This window comes from Clostridioides sp. GD02377 (assembly GCF_045899875.1).
Lineage (GTDB): Bacteria > Bacillota > Clostridia > Peptostreptococcales > Peptostreptococcaceae > Clostridioides > Clostridioides difficile_A.
Genome location: NZ_JBJODA010000008.1, coordinates 94447 through 117129, shown reverse-complemented (window position 1 = coordinate 117129; position 22683 = coordinate 94447). Strand labels below are relative to the sequence as shown.

General features: G+C 23.9%; 21 protein-coding genes. All 21 read left to right on the top strand.

Annotation, left to right across the window (positions count from 1 at the left end):
• Nucleotides 1–16 precede the first annotated feature (16 nt).
• The gene (locus tag Q3304_RS08800) at nucleotides 17–1198 is read left to right on the top strand and encodes a hypothetical protein (protein WP_407813448.1); all 1182 of its coding nucleotides are present in this window, start codon (nucleotides 17–19) and stop codon (nucleotides 1196–1198) included.
• A gap of 13 nt (nucleotides 1199–1211) precedes the next feature.
• Complete coding sequence (locus tag Q3304_RS08795) at nucleotides 1212–3269, top strand: helicase HerA domain-containing protein (protein ID WP_407813449.1); 2058 nt, start codon at nucleotides 1212–1214, stop codon at nucleotides 3267–3269.
• A 161-nt stretch (nucleotides 3270–3430) separates the two neighbouring features.
• Nucleotides 3431–5479, top strand: coding sequence for an FtsK/SpoIIIE domain-containing protein (locus Q3304_RS08790; protein ID WP_407813450.1), 2049 nt, complete (start codon nucleotides 3431–3433; stop codon nucleotides 5477–5479).
• Nucleotides 5480–5497: 18 nt separating this feature from the next.
• The gene (locus tag Q3304_RS08785; protein ID WP_407813451.1) at nucleotides 5498–5950 is read left to right on the top strand and encodes a hypothetical protein; all 453 of its coding nucleotides are present in this window, start codon (nucleotides 5498–5500) and stop codon (nucleotides 5948–5950) included.
• 21 nt (nucleotides 5951–5971) lie between these two features.
• The gene (locus tag Q3304_RS08780) at nucleotides 5972–7675 is read left to right on the top strand and encodes a hypothetical protein (protein WP_407813452.1); all 1704 of its coding nucleotides are present in this window, start codon (nucleotides 5972–5974) and stop codon (nucleotides 7673–7675) included.
• A gap of 327 nt (nucleotides 7676–8002) precedes the next feature.
• The gene (locus Q3304_RS08775; RefSeq protein WP_021382363.1) at nucleotides 8003–8380 is read left to right on the top strand and encodes a hypothetical protein; all 378 of its coding nucleotides are present in this window, start codon (nucleotides 8003–8005) and stop codon (nucleotides 8378–8380) included.
• Between the two features lie 480 nt (nucleotides 8381–8860).
• Nucleotides 8861–9634, top strand: coding sequence for a hypothetical protein (locus Q3304_RS08770; protein WP_407813453.1), 774 nt, complete (start codon nucleotides 8861–8863; stop codon nucleotides 9632–9634).
• A gap of 182 nt (nucleotides 9635–9816) precedes the next feature.
• The gene (locus Q3304_RS08765) at nucleotides 9817–10524 is read left to right on the top strand and encodes a hypothetical protein (protein ID WP_407813454.1); all 708 of its coding nucleotides are present in this window, start codon (nucleotides 9817–9819) and stop codon (nucleotides 10522–10524) included.
• Between the two features lie 21 nt (nucleotides 10525–10545).
• Nucleotides 10546–10959, top strand: coding sequence for a hypothetical protein (locus Q3304_RS08760; RefSeq protein ID WP_407813455.1), 414 nt, complete (start codon nucleotides 10546–10548; stop codon nucleotides 10957–10959).
• A 172-nt stretch (nucleotides 10960–11131) separates the two neighbouring features.
• The gene (locus Q3304_RS08755) at nucleotides 11132–12181 is read left to right on the top strand and encodes a hypothetical protein (RefSeq protein WP_407815422.1); all 1050 of its coding nucleotides are present in this window, start codon (nucleotides 11132–11134) and stop codon (nucleotides 12179–12181) included.
• A gap of 125 nt (nucleotides 12182–12306) precedes the next feature.
• Complete coding sequence (locus Q3304_RS08750; protein ID WP_407813457.1) at nucleotides 12307–13095, top strand: hypothetical protein; 789 nt, start codon at nucleotides 12307–12309, stop codon at nucleotides 13093–13095.
• Between the two features lie 323 nt (nucleotides 13096–13418).
• On the top strand, nucleotides 13419–14768 hold the full coding sequence (locus Q3304_RS08745; RefSeq protein ID WP_407813458.1) for a WGR domain-containing protein: 1350 nt from the start codon (nucleotides 13419–13421) through the stop codon (nucleotides 14766–14768).
• Nucleotides 14769–15200: 432 nt separating this feature from the next.
• Complete coding sequence (locus Q3304_RS08740; RefSeq protein WP_407813459.1) at nucleotides 15201–16142, top strand: hypothetical protein; 942 nt, start codon at nucleotides 15201–15203, stop codon at nucleotides 16140–16142.
• A gap of 184 nt (nucleotides 16143–16326) precedes the next feature.
• Complete coding sequence (locus tag Q3304_RS08735) at nucleotides 16327–17340, top strand: hypothetical protein (RefSeq protein WP_407813460.1); 1014 nt, start codon at nucleotides 16327–16329, stop codon at nucleotides 17338–17340.
• A gap of 14 nt (nucleotides 17341–17354) precedes the next feature.
• Nucleotides 17355–17846 (top strand): hypothetical protein, encoded by a 492-nt coding sequence (locus Q3304_RS08730; RefSeq protein WP_021382227.1) that lies wholly within the window; start codon nucleotides 17355–17357, stop codon nucleotides 17844–17846.
• Nucleotides 17847–18463: 617 nt separating this feature from the next.
• Complete coding sequence (locus tag Q3304_RS08725; protein ID WP_407813461.1) at nucleotides 18464–19087, top strand: hypothetical protein; 624 nt, start codon at nucleotides 18464–18466, stop codon at nucleotides 19085–19087.
• 59 nt (nucleotides 19088–19146) lie between these two features.
• On the top strand, nucleotides 19147–19512 hold the full coding sequence (locus Q3304_RS08720) for a hypothetical protein (protein WP_407813462.1): 366 nt from the start codon (nucleotides 19147–19149) through the stop codon (nucleotides 19510–19512).
• Between the two features lie 55 nt (nucleotides 19513–19567).
• Entirely contained in the window at nucleotides 19568–20341 is a 774-nt protein-coding gene (locus Q3304_RS08715; RefSeq protein ID WP_407813463.1) for a class B sortase, read from the top strand.
• Nucleotides 20342–20842: 501 nt separating this feature from the next.
• On the top strand, nucleotides 20843–21400 hold the full coding sequence (locus Q3304_RS08710; protein WP_407813464.1) for a hypothetical protein: 558 nt from the start codon (nucleotides 20843–20845) through the stop codon (nucleotides 21398–21400).
• A 394-nt stretch (nucleotides 21401–21794) separates the two neighbouring features.
• A complete protein-coding gene (locus Q3304_RS08705) occupies nucleotides 21795–22235 on the top strand; it encodes a hypothetical protein (RefSeq protein WP_407813465.1) in 441 nt (146 codons plus the stop codon).
• Nucleotides 22236–22270: 35 nt separating this feature from the next.
• Complete coding sequence (locus tag Q3304_RS08700; RefSeq protein WP_407813466.1) at nucleotides 22271–22636, top strand: hypothetical protein; 366 nt, start codon at nucleotides 22271–22273, stop codon at nucleotides 22634–22636.
• Nucleotides 22637–22683: the final 47 nt, after the last annotated feature.

Sequence of the window (22683 nt, the reverse complement as noted above, 5' to 3'; positions counted from 1 at the left end):
AGAAAGGAAAATTTTTATGAAACCAATTCTAATAACCACAAAAGATTTTAATACAAAAATCACAACTAATTATAAAGATATAAGCAATATAGCTTCATTTGACTCAATAGAGTGTTTAATATTTCATAGTTCAGAAGGTACAGATAATCAAATACTTAACTGTCTAATGGGACTTAAAGAAAAAATCAAAAAAATTATTTACGTTGTTCCAAGTACTGATGAAAAGGCATTTCTATATAAGTGTATATTTAATTGCCTTGAAGCTGATATTTACGAAAGTGAAGATTATTTAGAAGATGATGAAATTATTTCTTACATAATTGATAACTATAAATGTACAGGAATGACTATATCAGAGTCAAATAAAGATATTAACTTGTTAAAAAAATCAATGGTTCTATCAGATGAAGAAAAAAATGATTTGTTACTAGATAATATGAAAGAATCTTTATCAAGAATCGAGAATTTAGTTTATCAGTATGAAAATATAGACAAATCTCTCTTAGATATAATAAATAAAGCAGCTGAAAATGAAAAGAAATCAAAAGAAGAATTGCAAAAATTAAATGATTATATTAATAAGTTAGAAAATTCTCCAAAACCAAATACACCATTCATATATAGTACATATAAAGTGCCTATGTTACATAGTGGCAAAATATTATATGTGAAAAATTATGGATGTAATTATATAATATCTTTTTTATGTGCATATCAACAATATTTAAAAATACATAAAAATCATACTTCTAAAATTTTATTATTTCTCCCAAAGTTAAATGTATACAGTAAAAGATATAGCCATATTCCTTCACTATCTGCTGACACTATAAATTTAATGAAGCTTTCAAAACATATATATACTGTTTTTGACCCAAGAAAAGCGATATTAGAAAAATTTTTTCAAGAGGAAGTTGATGTTCACATTGTAATTGATTGTATGTTTGGTGAAAAGATAATAGAAGGTAATACTGTAGAAGAGTATTCTGCAATTTCTGGAAGTTCTGACATTGAAAAATTTAATTTAGATATTTCAAGAACGATTGTAGCAATTAAAAAAACAGCTAACATAGAAATACCTTTCATTATGAAATACTTTAAATTCGATGAATATGAAAGAAGAAATGCTTATTTTCAGCATTGTTCAAAAGGGTTTACAAAATTAGATGAAGTACTTTTAAATGAACTCCAATGTTGAGGTGAATATAAAAATGAGTAATCTTTCAAATAAAATTTTATCTTTTTTAGATAAAAAATATCAAAACCTTTTAAATACATTAAGCTTGTATGATGACTTACATTATAGCAATTTGACTAAAAATAAAAGTAACTATACAAAGAAATTGTATACTACTTCAGATACTATAGGAATTGATTTTTCATGTACCTATAGTAAGGAAAATATCTCATATTATTATCTAATAAACGAAATGCCTAGAGAGCTCAGAATACGTTTTAAAAATATTATACGAAATGAATGTAGCTATGGAATAAAAATCACCTTTATAAATTATCTAGAAAACCATTTTATAGATTGGGATTCTCCTGCTATGCAGTCTAGACTTAACACATTAAAGGAAGTAAGTGAGGAAAAAAAACAAACTGATGTAGATGCTTATAATCTTCATAAAAATATAGATTCTATAAACAAGCAAAAATATATCGAGGAATCATTAAATTATCTCTCAATAGCAGATAAACAAAGAGGTCGAGGTATAATGAAAAGTTCAATATTAATGATTGTATCAGGACCTCGTGGCTCTTTATTTGATTATAATATAAAGAAAATGGAGCAATGTACAAAAAATCTTGGAATAAAAACAAAAAGAATTTTATATGAAATACCTGATTTTTTAAAATATTTCAGCCCATTTAGCCATTTGTACTTAAAATCAGTAAAAGATTATATTCCTGCTCAGATAATTACAGATGAAATTGTATCAAGATATTCTACCTATGAACAAGGAACTTTAGGTGAAGAGGGAATATGTTTTGGAACTGATATAAACTCTAGATTTCCAGTGTTTAAAAAGGTGAAGCAAGAGTCTGTTAGTGCTGAGAATTGGCTAGTCACATCAGAAACAGGATGGGGAAAATCCCTGTTTGTAAAGAGTATACTACTTCAATTAATAGCTGCTGGATTCAAAATAACTATAATGGATATAGAAGGAACTGAATATATTCCTATGGCTAATTTTTTAAGTCATAACAGTAAGGTAGAAATTTTAAATATGGGTGATGGTACTGGCAAGTACTTCGAATCAATGGAAATAGCTCCAAAAACAGGTATAAGAGAGATAGATGAAAAAGCTAAGGCACTTTCTTTAGATTTCACACGTGCAAAACTTAGAGCTTTATTAGGCAAAGAGTTTGATAAAGATACTTGGTTAAGTGTTGTACTAGAAGATGCAATAGGATTAGTATATTCTGAGGCTGGAATTACAGATGAAGAGAGTACTTGGGTTAACTCAAAAGGTTTATCTATTTTTGATGTCTATGACAAATTAAAAAGTTTAAGTTCCTATAATGAAACACACATTTACAGAACAAATACTGAGTATAAAAATGCAGTTAAAAAAGCAATTGCATTGACTAGTAGATATTTTGAGAAAAATGGAACAATGTCACATACATTTAAAGAAAAAGTTAATATAGATTCTCTTATGTCTGCAGATTTGATTATATGTTCTTTTGGTATGGAAGGTAAATCTCAACATGCTGTTGACGAAACTCAATTAACCTTGATGCAAATAGAGGCTTCTATATTAAGTCATCTTCGCTCAATATATAGCAAGGCACAAGGTTGTTTTAATGTTAAACTTTGGGAAGAATTTCAACGTTGGGGTAAATTCCCTGACTCAGACAAGACACTCGGAGTTGCTGTAACTGGTGGAAGAAAAATTGGAGATGTAAATATAATTGTAACAAATGATGTTCAAAAACTATTGGATGATGATAAATTTGGAATATTTAGTAATACAACATCTTTCTTTGTTGGAGCGATTAAAGATACAAAAGTAATTGATGAACTTGTTACAAGATTGCAGGTCCCACAATTTAAACCTACTTTATATGAATTATCATCTGCAAAAAGAATTAAAAATAAAAATCAACATAATAAAAATAGTTCATCAAAAATAAGTTCCCACTTACAAAATGCTTTCTTATTTTCTTTAGATTCAGATAAAATCGGTTTAACAAGAATGGAACTTCCAAATGATATAGCTTCTTCAAACATATTTAAAACAGGTGTTAATTTAAAAAATTAGGAGGCTATCATGATATTTATTATAATTTTGTTAATATTTCTATTTAGTTATATATTAAATAGCTCCATGAATGAAAAATCAAAAACAAGTTTTTATATAGTGTTTAGTTTATTTGCAATATTCTTATTTATCTATGTTTTTATCGCAAAGGGGTGATTCTAATGAGTATGCAAAGCAAAGTATCTAAAAGTGCTATAGATGACAGGAAAATAGAACGAAACAACCTTTATTCAGCAGATAAAGAACCTAGTTTAGATGATTTTGACTCAGATGAAAGTAGTTTAGGAGACTTGAATTGGGATGAAGGTTTGGATTTTTCTGAACCTAATATGAGTAATAACATTTCAGATGATTGGATGTCTAGTTTGCAACAACAGACATCCCCTGCCTCCAGTGAAGAAAAAATATTTGATACATTTGTAATATTTTTTAAAAGTTTCTTTGATTTCTTAAAAGACTTTGTAACTTCATTTAATGATTTAAAACTATTAACTATAGTAAAAACTGGTCGCACTATAGTTATAACAAGTATAATTACTACTGCAATAGGGACTATAGGTCTAATATTCGGAAAAACGAAGGGACTGGAACTGATACTTAGTGGATTATTTTCAGCTGGGATAGGAGTCCCTTTATTTTATATTTCTTACTTAAATATTAAAAACACTAATGAGGATAAGAGTACCATAAACGAAGAAATATCAGAAGCTGATTCTTCTTATACTCTCGAAGAGGATGATGAAGACGATGAGGACTATTTCTTTGATGATGAGGAAGATACATATTCTGATATTTTAACTGATAATGAAAATATTCAAAATAATATGGCTTTTATATTAGAAAACCTTAGAACAAATATGCTAAATGGAATGATACCTCGAAAATTTCTTTATGATAGCATAAGTAATTGTTTGCCATATATAAATCCTAATTTTAATGATGTAAAAAAATTTGATGAAGATGATGATGAATTTTTAGCTTGGGATGTAATAATAGAAAACTCAGCAAAAATAATAGGTGGAAGAAATCAAGAGATAGAAAAAATGTACTTAGTCGAATTGGAAGAAAAATTATTCTATATATCTTTATCTATAAAAAGACCACGTTGGTTAAAAAATGAAGATTCTCTAGTTAAAGAAATTGTAAATATATATGCCTTTGACAATGATAAAGGAGTCTTGGATGAAAATATATATGGTCTAGGTGTAACAGTTGGAGATATTATAAAAATAAAAATAATGAAGGGTGCTTTTACAAAGGTATCCTTAAGAGATACATATAAATTAGCTGAAAATTATGTGCTTGATAGTGGAAACTACCTTCCAGTTATATTTGGTATTGATATGGAAGGGGAAGTTGTATGTAAGGATTTAAAACATATGGACTCTCTTCTTATATCAGGTACTCCTCGAACTGGAAAAACATCTTTAGCACTTAGTATTTTATCACAAATTGCCTTTTTTCTTCCTCCATCTGAAGCGGAATTTCATATATGTGACCCAAAAGATAAGTTATCAGACTATAATTCTTTTAAAATACCACATGTTAAAAGATTTGTAAGTTCCCCTGAAGATATTTTAAAAGAGCTAAGATATGTTGTTAAGGTAGAAGGTTCAAAAAGGCAAGAACTAATTGGAAGTGCAGGATATGTTAATATATGGGATTACAAAAAAAAGAATCCAGATGTACATATGCCTCTACTTTATGTGGTTATAGATGAAGTTATAACACTGGCAGAAACTATGGATAAAGATACTAAATCAGAATTTCAAGGATTATTAAGTGAACTAGTTACAAGATTACCTGCGACTGGAATAAGAATAATTATGATGCCTCATATTATAAAAAATGAAATAATCTCAAAAACAGTAACAGACAATATTCCATGTAGAATTTCTGTTATGGGAAGCCCTGAACATATTGAAAGAACTACTGGAGATAGGAAGTTTAGAGAAAGATTAAAAAATAAAGGGGAATTAGCTGTTAAATTCTTTAATGAAAAGACGAAATTTGTGCATGGAATACTTTTAACTCCATCTAATGAAGAATTAGCTGAATTTTTTCAATTTCTCAATAAATTTTGGCTAAAACAAGAACCTAATAGTAATAAAAACAATTCATCAATTGAATCAAGTAATGAAATAAAGTCATCTAAAGAAAAAAAAGAAATATTTGATGATGATGAATTCAGTATTTGGAAAGAAATTTAATTAAAAGGAGTTTGTAATATGATATGTATTTCTAATATAGACTCAGAACTAAAAAAAGAAATATTTTTTATTAAAGAAAAATATCGTAGAAAAAGTATCAAAAATATAGATATAGAATCTGGTATTAATTTAAGTATACCTCAAGTTTATATTCAAGATGGTCATAATTTAGCTTCACAAAATATTAATATTCAAAATGGATATCTACTAGAAATTAAAAAAGTTAGTATTAAAAAAGGAAAAGACGTCTTAAAAGAAACAAATAATATAAAATCAGAATCTGATGACAATTTTTTATTTAATAAAAAAAATATAATTTATAAAAAAGGAATGAGTATAAGAGAATTTTTAAAACAAAATCCTGATAAACGCTTAGAAAAAGATGTGTTAGAGTATTTTTCTTCAGACGAAATACAGGATAATTTAAAAAAATGTAAGATATTTAAAAAGCATGGCAAATTAATTATTTGATGTAAAGGATGGTGCATAAGTTTGAATAAAAAATTTCTAAGTTTATTTTTAATAACATTATTAGGGTCAACAGTCACAGGTTGTAAATCTAACGTTGAAAAGACAAATTCTTTAACATTAGAAGAAGTGGCAGGAAGAAGATTGGCACAGACAACTGCAGATGAAAAAGACAATATTATTTATAACCTTATTAGTGATAGAATAACTGTTGATAAATCTAATTTATTAAAAATTAATGAAAAAGATATGACTGCAATAAGAATTTGTTTGGAAAAAGTTGATAAATATTTAAAAGGAGAAGATAATGATGTCTTGAACTTTAGCTATGGGAACTATTTATTAACAGAATTTGCGAAAACACCTTTTGAATGGGAACAATTTAAAATAAGTGAAGTTGGTTATGACCCTGCAACAAGATTATATTTTGTTGATGTAAAGTATAGAACAACAGAATCGCTAAAAAGTGTTGTTCCTCCAAGTGCTATAGCGAATGGAAGTGCAAGTGAAGAAGCTAAGAAAAAGCAAAGAGTAGAAGACTATCAAAATGTACTTGAGCTACAAAGTGCAGGTAGTGATACTGCTAGTCAGAAATTACAAGACTTTATTGTTAAGTGGGGAGAACCAGAAAAAATTCGAGCTGAACAACAAGGAATATCATTATTAGAAAGAACTAGAAAATTAGAAAGTGATACAAAAGGAATAGGTCGTTTAACTTATAGTGGATTACTAGCAGATACAAATTTAAACGTTGGAGGAGCACTAACAATAAGATATGTGTTTAATTATAATCACAATCTTGGTGAGGAAACAGATATGACAGTAAAAGCTCTATATCTAAAAGATTATGAATTAAGCAGCTATGAAGCTTTATTATCTCAATATTCATCTAAAAATAATACTGGGATAGAAGTATTAAAGCCCTTTGTAGATAAACTTATTTTAAGTCATAATAAAGCTGTAGAAGAAACAAATCATGTTGGATTATTCAAACTTTTTGAGGATTATGGTGGAATGGATAAGTATTATGATGACTTATCTAACTATACTTATACATCCTATGGTGGATATACATATGATATTTTAGAGAAAAGAGGAGATACTCTTGTTGTTAAGGTAGACAGAGTTAGTAAGACAAGACCAAAAGGTACTAATATGTCTTTCCCAACTTATCAAGAGACTCTTATATTTAACTTAGCTTTAGCAAATGATGATACTTTAAAAATAAAAAGTATATACCCAATTAATATAAAAATGGTAGGGGAACCACTTTCAGTTATAGAGAATGTCACAGGAGTATCTGATATAATAAACTACTCTAGTTCTTCTTTTACAAAAGAAAATGAACTTGCTATAAAAAATACTTTGAAAAAATTTAGTAAAGCTGTGTTAAAAGGAGATGTTAGCAGTAAGGAATTTACAAGTATTGTAGATATGGGAATATCACAGAGTACTTTACAAAAAATAGCACATACAGTTACTGCTCTTCATGCAGATAAGAAAACTTCTTACATAGTTTCATGGAATACAAAAACTAATGGTTTCGCATCTATTACATTACGTGAAATTTTTGAAACTAAAGAAGGAAATTATGATACAGAGGCTACTGTAGATGTAGCATTAAGTGATTCTGAATGGAAAGTAGTTGATTATACTAGGACTTTAAATGTAAAAACTGAAAAAGCTGACTTTTCAAAGAAAAATGCTCTCTGTATAGATAAAAAATAGATAAAAATATCAGGTATAGCTATATGCCTGATATTTTTTATGTAAATAACTACTAAAAAAACTATTATTATAGTACTATTTTCTAACTAAGTTGTTAATTAAATTATTGTATAAATAATGTAAAAGATGATAAAATATAAAAAATGATAAAATATAACATAACATAGATAGTGCTAAATAATATAAAATTTAAATTTAGATATTATTTGAATTTTATATTATTTAGCGCTATAAAAATTTTTTAGATTTAGATGTAATAATATATTTGCAAGTAACAATTAAATATATTTAAGAATTGTACTAAAAAATCAAGGAGGAGATTTAATTATGGGAAAGTTGGAACTTAATCTGGAAATGGAGCAAGATTTAAAGAATTTAATTAAAGAAATAATTCGTAGCTATTCAGTTTTTGCAAATAAAAAGATACATAGTAAAGACCCCGAATATCAGAAAATAGGTGAAGATAGGGAAGAGCATCTAAAATTATTTGCTGAATCTTTATCATATTGGTTGAAGATAACAAATAATAATCAAGAATCAAACCCTAAGATATCTTTTTTAAATGAAATATCTGCCATATTTGAGTCTATAAAAAACAATTCTAATATAGATTACATAGAAGAAATAAAGGATAGTTTGTATATATTCATAATTGATATATTTAAAAGAGTGCAAAAAGGATATGTATTTCAGTCTAATATTTAAATTATGAATGCATATTCTATAGTTTATAAGTTTAGAAAATAAGTCCCATATTAATTTAAATAGATAAAAAAATATTATTTGCGACTATGTAATCATTACTATCTAAATTTTCACAAAATACAATAAGATTACTTATGATACACTTTATTTTCTAATAACTTTTAAAAATCGTAAAACAATTATTTAATATATAAATATAAATAAACTCACAATACTTATGGATTCTAAATGTACTTTTAATCGTTCTTATGATGTGTTTCTAGAGCATAGATTATAAAAATAGATTTATTATTTCTATACTTTTACATGTTTTTTCATTACAAAATAAAAATTAAAAGATAATTTTATATAATTAATAAATATAAAAAATAAAAAAATGATAACTAGATAAAATAGTTATCATTTTTTTTATTAAATTTAAAATTATATTTTTAGTATATTACTATACAAAAAAATATTAAGTTGAAAGATGGTGATAAAATGATACTTACATTTGAATATGCAAATGATATAAAAAATAAATCATTTAATATTGATTCAAAAGATAAAAAGCCTATAGAAATTGTTTTTAAAGGTAATACACAAGAAAATACGCATCTATACATGAATGCACTAGAAGCAACCTTCAAAGGCTTGTCAAACTGTTTGTATGGAAATATAAGTGGAATCAGTATTGATTGTGGAACTTTTGGAAGTATTGAAAAAAACAGATGTAATGTTAACTGGAATTTATCTTATTCTAAATTAAAAACATCTATCTATATATTAAGTAAAAAAGAATTAAGAGAAGAAAACTTCTATGCTAAAGGAGTCTTACTTGATAATGGCAGTATAAACATAATAAAAAACAAATCTTTAAACAATAAGAAGCTTTTTAAAGAAAATCTTGCAAATGCTATAGCTGCTTTACTAAAGTCAAAATTTAATTATATATATAGTTTTCAAAATGGACATTTACAAATAATAAACTCCATCACAAATACTCCTATAAAATCTATAAATGATATTGAAGAAGATGATGTCTATATGTTGCTAAAGCTCCTCGATATTTTAATAATTCATGGAAAACATTTAGGTATTTTTTTAATAAATTGTGATGGTATCTCTGAAAATGTACTAACTTGTTTACATCTATTATATAAACAATTTCAAAAAGATTTAAATGTAAATTTTTTATTTTTCTTCAATGTAAATAAAAATTATAAAATGAAAACTCAAAAAATTTTAGTCCCAGATATTTTTAATTCTAAATAAAATACAACTTATAATCTAGAATAATATAAAAAATCAATTTATCAAAATAAAAATATGTATTTTATAAGCTTATTTTAATGAAAGGAGACAATATGAATAAAAATGGAGATTTTATTTGAATTTAGATTATAGTAAACGATTTTACAAAGCAAAACTTATAAACAAATGAGAGGTGTATATTAATGAACAATTTAACATACAAAGATAAAGAAAGTTATAATAACCAGTTTTCTGAAGAAAAACTATTAAATTTACCTGAAAAAGAACAATTAGCAATAGGTATTTGTGCAAAATCTTTTTGCATAGGTGGTAATTGGGGATATTTGATTAAAGATGAGGAGAAATATAATGATGTTGTTAATGCTATTGGTCCTGGAACAAATGATATTACATTATACAATGTTAGCAATGGAATAATTGTATTATGTAATAGAAATTATTTTAAAAATGCTGTAAATTATCTTATTCCTGAGACTATAGATAAACAGTTTATAGATAAAATCAACCTTATTCAAGAGGAAGAAAAAATAAAATTTGATAAGTTTTTAGACTCTGTGCTGACACTTAAATCTAAGTATTTAAAAAGAAGAAATAATTATTATATTTTGATATTAGGAGCTTTTTGTACAAATGATAAAAATATAATAAGACTAAATGAGTCAGAATATCCAGCATATAAGCTAGATTTGAAATACATATTAACTAGATTCATTAAAAAAAATAAAATTTACAAAAAGACACTTGGTATAAAAATAATTGAAAATAATAAAGAGGATATAATTAATCTTAATACTGAAACATTAAATCAAAATAAAACTAAAGAAATCTATCAAGCATTGCAAATAGCTTCCTCTAAAACTGGTGCTTTTGTTACAATAACCATTTATTAAATACAAAGGGGGGTGATAGAAGTGACAGAAAAGTATATTAATGCAAGTGGAAATATAAGATTTTTAAATAAAAGTAATGGAGAATATGTAGATTTACTCCTTAATAAAGAAAAAAATTTATATAAAATTATTATACCTGGTCATACACAAATGATAGAGTCTATGCAGCCAATTAATCGTGCAATTAGAATTGCTAAAAACTTTTTAGATAGAAATACTAGATATGTTAATATTGAAAATTATTTTAAAAAAGTACTTAATGTAAAAAATATAGAAAGATTATCTGATAAACCTAAACATTGGAGGCATTGTTGCAACAACTCAGGTATAGGCATATTTAATCCTGAATATTTAACTTTAGATGGATATAGTATATCTTACATAAAATGTTTCTATTGTAATACTATTATATATTATATTAACAGTTATAAATAAAATTATATAACTAAATAATACTGAAAGGAGAATAGCCAAAATATAGGTATCTTAAAATAGATTACTTTTCTAATCCTTTAATCAAAACTATATTTATAGATATTTATAGATTTTGACTTAAATATTTTAATTAATGCATTTAATTGATTATTTTAATTTAAATTTTATTGATTTGACAGATAAATTATTATTAGACTCATTAGAGTCGAAACTAAAAAAATATATACATAGCTACTATGAAGAAAATATTAAGCTAATAAATGATGATTATTATGATATGTATAAAACTTACTTTAATATATTAAATTCAAGTTTTTATGCTAAAAGAAATAATAGTACACAGTTAAGTTTTGTAACTAGTCTAGCAGATAAATGTATAAATAATGTTTCAAGATTATTACCTATATATGATATTGAAATAATATATAGTTTAAAGGTGAAAGGATTTTATATTAGTTTAATATATAAAAAAGGATTATTTGTAGATTGTAATACAAAGTTTAAAAATATATATCACGCTTTGATGGCTTATTTGAGCGACATTATTCCAAACAATATAAAAAATACACAAAATATACTTACTATAAATGGTTATGTAACTATCTCTAATGCTAAACTCAAAAAAATTAAAGACAAAAATAAAAATATAGATAATCCTGCAGATGCAATCATTTATGTATTAAGAAATAATATACGCAACTACCTAAACTTTGTTGTAGACAATATAGCAGAGATTAATACTTTTTATGAAACAGAAGTTTTTTGCACTTGTAATGGTTTTGAAATGCCATGTTTTTTAGCTCTGAAAACAAATAGAGATACTTTTATTGAGGGTATTAAAGATGTACTAAGCATATTTCAAAAGAAAGCTTCTTACTATAATTATCAGAGCGATGGTGTTTTCATTAAATCTAATGATATAAAAGGAAGTGCAACTCTAAATTTCTTACTTAAAATGGATTATTGGAAAGTAAAATCCTATGTTGCTATTATAAAGGATGTGTTTTGGTGCTATAGTAAAAAAGGAATTGTTCCTATCGCAGAAATACAACCTTTGATAATTGATGAAGACTTAGTAAGGTATATAAACTTGTATTCTCCTAGCAATATTCTTATGCTCGATATACACAAAGATGATTTTATTAGTTTTTTATATATAGATAATAGTATTATAATTCCTGTAACAAAGGATGGCCAATTATTATTTTGTACAACTTATTAATATTAAAAGATGATTTAAATTGAAAATATATCAAATTAAATCATCTTTTTTTGTAAAGTAAAGGCTTTTTTAAAGTAATAGCATGTGCTTTAATAATGATATATTTAAATTTGGGAGGTTATATAGTGAATGAATTTTTCTTAGAGAAAGAAGATACTATAATTTATAAATTTTATATAAATGATGATTTTTCAACAGATATAATTATTGATAAAACTTTTTTATTTTTATCATACATATCTGTTTATGATACACAAATTTACTTTAGTATTGATTTTAGCTATATAATATTTAAGCTTGGACATAAAGAAGTTACATCTATAGATAATATCATATATACTAAGAAAAATGAGATATGTAATTTGGTAATAGAACTTTATTTATCTAAAAAAGAATCTTTCAAAGAATCATTGTTAGAAGATGATGCTATACATGCATTATTTCTAAATAACAAAAGAGATTTATTTCAACAATATAAATTAATGATAGATAATTTTTTAGAATCCGAAAATTGTTTTTCTATAAAATCTTTATTTGAATGTGGCTTATACGTTTATTGTAGTATTGAAGATTCAAATTGTTATTATCAGTTAGTTAATATTTTAGAAGATTTATTTCTCCAGAGAAAAGATGAATTTACTAAAAAAATTTATTATAAACTGCAAGATGAAATAGATGAAAATTATGAGATAACCGTTTATCGTGGAAGCAAAGCTAAAAATATAAATGGTTTTAGTTATACATTATCATATGACCAAGCAAAATTCTTTGCAACTCGTTGGTGTAAAAATGGGGGAATCATTACAAAGTATAAAATTAAAATTGAAGATATCATAGCTTATACAAATATAAGGAAAGAAAAAGAAATTATAACAAAAAATGCAAGACTTATTGATAAAATTATATTGAATTGAATTATCACATTTATATTGATGCTATAAATGGCATTATAAGGGTATTAGAAAACAATTCCCTTATAAAACCATTGTGACCTATTTAAAAAGCTTATAAAGCTATTTCCTAGCTATATTCACATTATATGTTGCTTTGACTTTACAAACATCACAAAAAAACATAATTTACATTAAATTAAATTTATTCTGCATTATAAAACAAAATTTGATTAACAAAAACTAAATTTTTTTAAAAAATATTTCTATTAAAAATTTTGTATTAAATTAGGGTGAAATATTTAAGCTAAAAATTAAAATTTTTGACATCGAGGGAGTGTTTTAAAATGCAAGTAAAGTTTAATCCAATAAATGGGGATTCTTTTTACAAAAAAAACTATGATGTGTTAGAACAAGTAACATTAAACTTTTTTGAGCCTAATGAAAATAAGCACAAATATTATATTGCTGAAATACATAAGAATAATACAGATGAGTACAGATGTTTTATTAATTATGGTAGAATAGGTAGCAATGGTATACAGAGGGCTACAGCTTGTAGGAATTTACAAGATTCAAAAAATGTTTTTGAAGAGAAAATATCTTCAAAAATTCAAAAAGGATATGTGCAATTAGATATGGCCAATACTACAGTAGGTAGTACAGTTGCAAAAACAAAAGTAAACAAAAACTCTTTAGGGAATATAAACTATCCGACTAATACAAAGCAATCAGATTTATCACCATTAGTAACAGATTTTGTAAGTAAAATATATGAGGAAGCAAATCAGGCAGTAAGCTTGTCAATTACGGGTAGTTCAAAATCAGATATAAGAAAACCACTAGGTAACTTAGGAGTACAAGGAATAAATAAAGGAAGAGAAATATTAAGAAAAACAATGGATGCGTTAGAAAATAATAATATTAAGATGGTGCGAGAATTAAGCATATATTATTTTAGGTATATACCAAGAAAAATAGCTTCTGATGTAAGAGATGAAAATACTTGGATTTTGAACTCTAAAAATAGAATTAAAAAGGAAATGGAGATATTAGATTTATATGAAGATGCATTAAGATTATTACCAGTAATGAGTATTTCTGATATAGATATGAAATATAAAAAATTAGATTGTTTAATAAGAGCTGTAGAAGAGAACTCTGATGAAATGTCCTATATTAAAACCAAGATTAAAAATAGTCATTCATCAAATCATGCTTTTAAATTGAAAGTTATAAATGCCTTTCGTATAAAACAAAAAAATGCACCAGAACTTGATTCATCTATTGGAAATGTTGTTAATCTTTTTCATGGTTCAAAAAGTGCTAATTTAGTAGGTATATTATCAAGTTATCTCAAATTACCACAATATGTAAATAACAATGTTGTACAAACTGGTAAAATGTTTGGACATGGGATTTATACAGCTAGTAAATGTACCAAATCAGCTGAATATAGTTTTGGAGTATGGCAAAATAGGCCAAATAAATATAAAAGTGCATTCTTATTTATAGCTGAAGTTGCATTAGGCAATGTGTATGAAGTAGATAGTCCAAGACAATTTATAAAACCTCCTATAGGATATCATAGTGTTAAAGGTGTAAGAGGTACTTATTTAAAAAATACAGAATTCATCGTTTATAATCCTAATCAAGTTAGATTACGATACATTGTAGAGATAGAAAAGACACATTAATAAATCTTTAATAAACATTCCTATAATTAGGAATGTTTATTTTTTATCCTTGAATTTTATATTTAATATTTATAATATAGGAATTATTTTTTAAATAAAAAATACAATATCTAAAAGTTTTATTTTTATTTTATATTTTTTATTGTTATATACATATTTTTTATTTTACATTTCTAATTTTTATTTTATATTTTGAAATTATATGATATAATTTCAAATAAAACAATATTTTTTAGAAATATAATATAATATTCAAGAATTTTATTTTTATTTTTAAATGTTATGTTTTGTATCTAATTAATTATTTCTATAATCTAAATTAATTAGTATCATTAGGTATCTATATAATGTGACCTAAAGGTTACACATTATATACTAAAAGTTAAAAGATAGGAGGCTATTAAGCAATATATTGTTTAATAAAAATAAGTTATGAAAAATAAAAATCAATCACAAGAAATAAGTACTTCTGTAGGTCTTAAGCTAGAAAAAGATTCTTCCTTTTATAATGATTTTATTGTTCCACTAAAATCCAATAGACAATTATCTAATTTAACACAAAATATTTTGGAAGCTTATTATAATGATGAAGAATTAAGAAAACATATTGATAGTGTTATAAAGTATAATACTATTCCTGAGAAAACAAAAAGAAGAATTAATGAGTTATCTTCAGAGCTAGAGAAATCTACTGTAACAGCTAAAGTTTTGCAGAGTATTCTAACTTCAGAACAAATAGATAATTATGATTCTATTACTTTTAATAAAGAAAATCCTTTTGATAGCGTTGGTATACTTGACCACATGAAAAATATACTTCCTCCAGAAATCAAAGAAAAAACAGAGCGAGTTCTGGGAAAGAAAGTCTATGAATTAGAAAATCAAGTAGAAGAATTACAACAAAAGCTAAGTAAAATTGATAATGATTCTTTGAAATACATAAATAATCCTAAATCATATTCTGAAAATCATTCTAATGATAACATAGAAGTTAATATAGATACTGTAGAGAACATGGAAATATCTGAAGATGATATTATAGTTAAAAATGGTGAAGATATTATAATCGATGATGATGAAGCAAATGATGAGGATATTATAATCGATGATGATGAAGCAAATAGTGAGGATATTATAATCGATGATGATGAAGCAAATGATGAGGATGTTGTAATCGATGATGAAGCAAATAGTGAGGATATTATAATCGATGATGATGAAGCAAATGATGAGGATATTGTAATCGATAATGATGAAGCAAATAGTGAGGATGTTATAAATAAAAACGATTCCTTATCTAACAAAGAAAAAAAGGATTCTGTTCCTTTAGGTTTTAGTAAGATATGTAACTCTGCAAATGTTAAAGTTAGATAGTTGTAATGAATAAAAACTCAAATATCTTATAGAAAGCCTGCAAAGGAACAGTATAAGATATATTTATATAAAAACTTAAAACTAAAAATGTAGGAAAGGAGAATTCCCTAAAATAATAAAAGTCATTTTAGGTGATATATAATGCGAGATGGTTATAAATGATTTACTCGCTTAAAAGATAATTATGGAAAATAAATATGTAGTGAATTTTTTTGATATAGCCAATACTCTAAAAAAGGATGGTCTTTTCTTAAATAAACATAAAATTAAAAGATTCAAGATAGAAGAATATCATAATGAACTTCTTGAAAAATATAATATTTCAGCTGAAACAGATATTATGACAACAAAAAGACTTCTTATAGATTTAATAGGAGAAAAATATTTAGCTTTTTTAAATAATAGTCTTACTCTTGAGTTGGATTACTCTATTGAAAGATTGATGATATTACAAAATGTAATGAAAAATAAAGAAGAAGATATATCAGATATTCTAGGATTAATTTATTATATTTATTCTAACACTTTAAATAAAAATTTGGACCAGCTTGTAAAAGCTTCTTCATGGAGTACTCTTTATCCAATATATTCATTAAATTTTCAAGGTTACTTCTGGAAAAGATGTCCTGATATTTTTAATAAATATATGCTAGATTTGACAATTCCACCAAATTACACAGGCTATTATTATGAGAAAAAAAACTTAGCTCATATAGCCTATTTATCAGTAATAAAAAAATATAATATGAATGAAAGTGAATTTATCACAAAAAAAATGAAAAAAGGAATGTTTTTTAAAGACTTAGATTTAAATATAGAAGAAACTTATTTAAATTATATATTATCAAATAAATTTGACTATGAAATCTTGGATGGAACTTATTCAAATTCTTTTAAATTAAGAAATAACTCCATAATACCAGATGTTAGACAAAATCCATCTTCTGCAGATTTTTATACTTATTATATAAAACCTTTTATGATAAACTTCATCGGAAAAATGTGTGAATGTTTTAAAGATGATGCTAAATATAATGGAACTGCTAATAACTTTAAATTTTATCATATAAGTGATTATAGAATTGGAATAGCTATTAAAAATGATTTTGATGTAGAAGATGTTTTCCCAGTTAGTAATATTCTTCTTAAAAAAGTTCAAAGAATAAATTATAAAGATATAGTAGAAGGTTCAATTTAAAGGGAGTTGAGAAAATGTTAAATAATATAAAGTGCTCAAGTGTGCAATATACAAGTGATATTAATAATATTCCATATATTAAAAGTACTATAAAAAAAAGAAAAACTACTAAAGCAACATTCATACAATCAATATTTGCCTTAGATAAAGATTTAAAGTTAGTATCTCCATATATAAAAACGAATAAAATAATGATTCCTATAGAAAAATATGCTTCAGACAATAATCAAACTGTTTCTGATTTATTAAGGTCAGGTATTCCTATCTTTTATAAATATGATAGTTTTGTATATTTAGCAGTAGTAGAATATAGTATAAAAGATAAAAGGATGACAAATAAATCAATTGATTTAATGATACCTATAGATATAGAAGAGGATAGGTCTATGTTAACTATTTTTTCAGTACTTTCCCAATTTGAAGAAAATATAATTAATCTTTTAAACAAGTTCTGTAAGTCACTAGTTTTAGTTAGAAGTAATAAAACGGTGAAAACTAAGTCCTAATAAAGAATCCCTCTTGTAAATAATTTCTTATTTTTTACATATGATTTTAAATGTTCTTATCATGTTAAAAGCAAATAAATATTATTAAAAAGTTATTTAATAATATTTATTTGCTTTTTTTATTTTACTTTACGATTCTAAAATAGAATATCTGTTATTTTTATTTTATTTTGCGATTCTAAAATATTTATTTGCTTTTTTTATTTTTATTTTATTTTTAAAAATAAAATATCATAATTAAAAATATTATTTTAATCAAAATTATTTTCTATTTAAAATCAAAAATAATTATTTCCATTAAGCATTACTATAATTGAAAATATTTTTATACTTTATAAGTAATGTTTAAACAAAACAAGAAAGGTACAGTTAATTATTAACTGTACCTTTAAACTTAAAACTGTATAGAAAAGATTAATAAAGAAAATCTATTCATATTCTTTATTATTCTATTTCATAGTAGCATAGTTAACTTACCTTGTAAAGTTATTAAGATATTTGTTTCTTAAAATAAATATCTTAAGTTCAAAGACTCTTACAAAATAATAAATGTTCTTATTTTTATACTTTAAGAATTATATAAAGGTAAAAAATTTTAATAAAGGAGTTGTTAAAACATGAAAGAAAAAATTTTTCGAGCTTCAATAAGTTTAGAAGACTTTAAGCAAACAAATATATTTGATAAAAAGTTTTATGATTGTCTTCCCTTAAATAAATGTGATTGTGGTGAGGAGTTAATAATTACAAAAACTTTATCAAATATAAGTTGTATAAACGATTTTTGTATCTATAACTTATGTTACAGACTTAAAGATTTATTAGAGGATATAAAAGTAAAAATTGATATTGAAGATTGCATAGAATTTATTAGACACCATAAAATTACAAATATATATTATATTTTTTGTTGTAATCATAATTTTAAGTTGCATCCTAACTCCAGTTCTATATTAGATGAATGTATTATAAAAGCTATTTCAATAAATAGAGAGCTTAATTTAATCAAATTAGTAAGCTTAGGTCATATAAGGAGCTTAGAAGGGCTAGAAGAAGCTTTATTCAGTAATTATAATTCATTTGATGAGTTTTATAATGATTTAGAAAAGAATAAACATAATTTATTATACAAGCTATTAGATAATAAATTTATTGAATCAAGAATAACAAAAATATATAGAAGCCTATTATTATATAAAGAAGATTTCTATGAAAGTTTAAACTATATAAGGCTTATAAATTAATCTTTTTTCCTGAAATGAGATTTAAAATTAAAAATACTAATATTATAAGGAGAATATTTATGAAAAAAATATCTGACAATTCTCAAAAAGAAAATATGGACCTGAAGAAACATGTAATTAGTTTAACAAATTCAAAATTATTATTTATTTTTTATACTATATCTTCTATATCTATATTGTATATGTATATCATAATAGACAAACTGCCTACATTAAACATAAACAGTCAAATAAGCTTATTTATAGCTCTAGTACTCATAATATCATATAGAAATATTATACCTTTACTTTATTTATTATTATTAGGGCTATTAATAACTCCTTTTAAAGATATTTCTTTTAAATCATATAAAATTTATACTATTACTACTATAGTAATATACATATTTACGATAATAGGTTGTTTAATGATATTAAATATATAGAAGATTTCAGTATAAAAAACATTTTAAAATTTAAGGATAGTTTAGGTGATGTCATATGAAGATTTATAACTTAAGTAAAAAGAAAATTGCATTAGCTACATTCTCTATAGTCTTTTTAGCTATAATGTCAGCCATAGTAATAAAAAGCATAAATGATAGGAACAAAATAAATGAGAACATAAATGATTACAAGGAGAATGTAAAAATTATTGTAAATAACAAAGAAGAATTACCATATCTTAAGGTTGATATAAAAAAGCTTAATGACAAAAATAAAGATATTATTGCTTGGTTAAGGATTCCTAGTATATCCTTAGATATGCCCATTGTACAAGGGGATAACAATGAATTTTATCTCAATCATGACATAGATAAAAATAAAAATAGTGCTGGATGGGCATTCATTGATTCACGTAATAACTTGAATTACTTAGATATGAACACGGTTCTTTATGGACACAATTTAAGAAATAAACAATTTGGATTATTAAAAAGACTATTAGATAATAACATAAACAACAAAAAAGATTTTGATTTAATACAATTTACAACAGAAGATAAAGAAATGATTTTTAAAATAAGTTCTATATATATAGTAAAAGAAAATAATTGGAGTTATACAGAAATATCATTTGAAAAAGATGATAGAAAAGCTTCTTTTATTGAAAATATAAAGGATAAAAATATAAAAAAAATTTTTAGTAAAAATAATCTATCTTTTGGAGATAAAATTCTAACATTTTCTACTTGTTATGGAAATTCTGGAACAAATAAAAGATTAGTAGTTCATGCAAAATTGGAAGGAATTAAAAATCTTTCAGAAAAATAAATATTTGATTTTAAGTATATTAATGTAAAAGAAATAATTTTAAAATTATTTCTTTTTATTTTTTGTATTAAAAAATGTATTAACTTATTAAAAACTTTTATTTATCATCACATAAAACTGAAAAATATATGACAACAGACAAATAAAAATTTTTATTATATTTAAATAATATAAATAGAACTAATGCTAATTACAATATTATAAAAATAGTACAAGTTTGAAAAATCAACTCTGTTCAAAGAATATTTGTATTTAATATGCCAAACAATAATCTATATCAAAATAACTTACATAAATACATATTTTTTTTATAAAAAAACTTAATATAATTAGCTTTAAATGATTTTTTGTTTAATTATATATAATATAATAAATAATTATGATATATTTACTAAATAAAATATTTATCATTCTATTTTATTTAAATTTAAAATTGTTTTTTTAAATGAAAAGTCGTAAAATAATATTGTAATAGCAAAAATGTGAAGGGGGAAAATAATAATGGATACTTTTTCTATCAATCCAAATAACTATGCAGCATATTCAAAGATTGATGTATCAATACTTCCATCAACTCATCTTGGTAAAGAATGGTTACACAATGTCTGGATTACATCTTCTTTAGACAGCAATAAATTTAATGAAGGTATTGATATTGATAAGTGGGGATATAGTTGTGAACAAAAATCTAGACTAAAAATAATGCAAAATGAATGTCAAATTATAACTTGGGCTGAATCAGAAAATAGCTCAAATAAAGTTCCTGGAGTAGGAGATGCTATACTTGGTGAAATAGATGCTAACTTAGATGACGTTCTTGAAGAAGCCTCCTTTCCAATAGAAATTTCTAAATTTTTAGAAATAAGAGCTAAATTAATGTTTGAAGAAAACATGGATTTATATTATTTGATAAAAAAGGCAAAGGTTTTCAATGGTCTAGCTCTAGAAAAGCTTAAATTTTTATGTGAGAAATATCACATAGAGGACTTATTAGAAACTATGCTAAATCCAAAATGTTTTAACTTGCTAAAAAAAACTATCTATAAAAAAGAAGTGTAAATATTCATAGTATATATTTGTTATTTAACAAAATGCTTCTTTTTTTAATAACTATTAACTTAGATAAATTCATATTTTATAGATTTAAGATTAGTATAATATTATTACAAATTAATAAGTTTTATATGGAATTCCCAAATGTTAATTCAAAAGAATTATTAACTTTTATACAAAATGAACTTATATTAAATTTCTTACAAACAAATTATTATATAAAACAAGTCAAGAAATTATTATAAATACTGATATTAATTGTTTTAATAATAAAATTATAGATTTATTTGTTAAATATAAAAAACAAAAAAATTATAACAAAAACTTTGTTATAATTTTTTTTGTTTTTTTTGAATACTTAAAAGAGTTTATTTTTAAATAAAATAAAAAGGGGCAAAACATGAAAGATAAAACAAAAGTATACTTAGGTCTAATTGAAAAGAACAATAACTTAATAGGTATATTAGGTCTATTTGATAGTTCTGGAGAATTTTATAAAGGATATAAAAAATATTTTTCTAAAAAAGAGAATTCAGATGAGACTTCTTTATCAGTGTATAGGTGGGGAATATCACGATTGCGTCTATTACATCAAAATTCAAAAATAAAAACATCTGCTTACAATATATTTATAAATAATAAGACAATATTTAACTTTATTGAAAAGGAAGATTGCAAGAAAGAATTAATAAAGAATTTTATAACACTATCTTTGGAACTTTCTATTTTACCAGTACATACAGAGATTTTTTATAAAGATGATATGAATGATTACTTGAATTATATTTTTGAATTAATATCAGAAGAAACTAATTATCTAAATGTAAAAAGTATTTTATAAGAATACTAGAATATCTATTGATGGAGGTGTTTATATTGTGTTTTTTTAAAGAACTAGTTTTATTAGAAGAAGATTATAGAGAAGAATACATAATTAATAAAGGAAAATCTTTTAATTTAAGAATTCATACTAAAAGTAATGCTTATATTAAATCAATAAATAATAGTGTAGAAGTGGTACTTAAGGGGTTAGAGATTGATTCTGCATTAGAAAAATTATTTTCTATATTAAAGATAACAATAATGAAAACTAATTCTAAATGGATTTTTAAGGAAAATTATAAAATGTATGAGTGCAAAGTTCTCACCTGTTCATTAAACAATGAAGAAGAAAAAAAAGATGTAACATACACGCTTCTACAAACAGATACATTAATAGAAATAGAAAATAATATGTATTAACTTAACTTCATCATAAAATCAATAAAAATAAACTCTTTTAACTAATA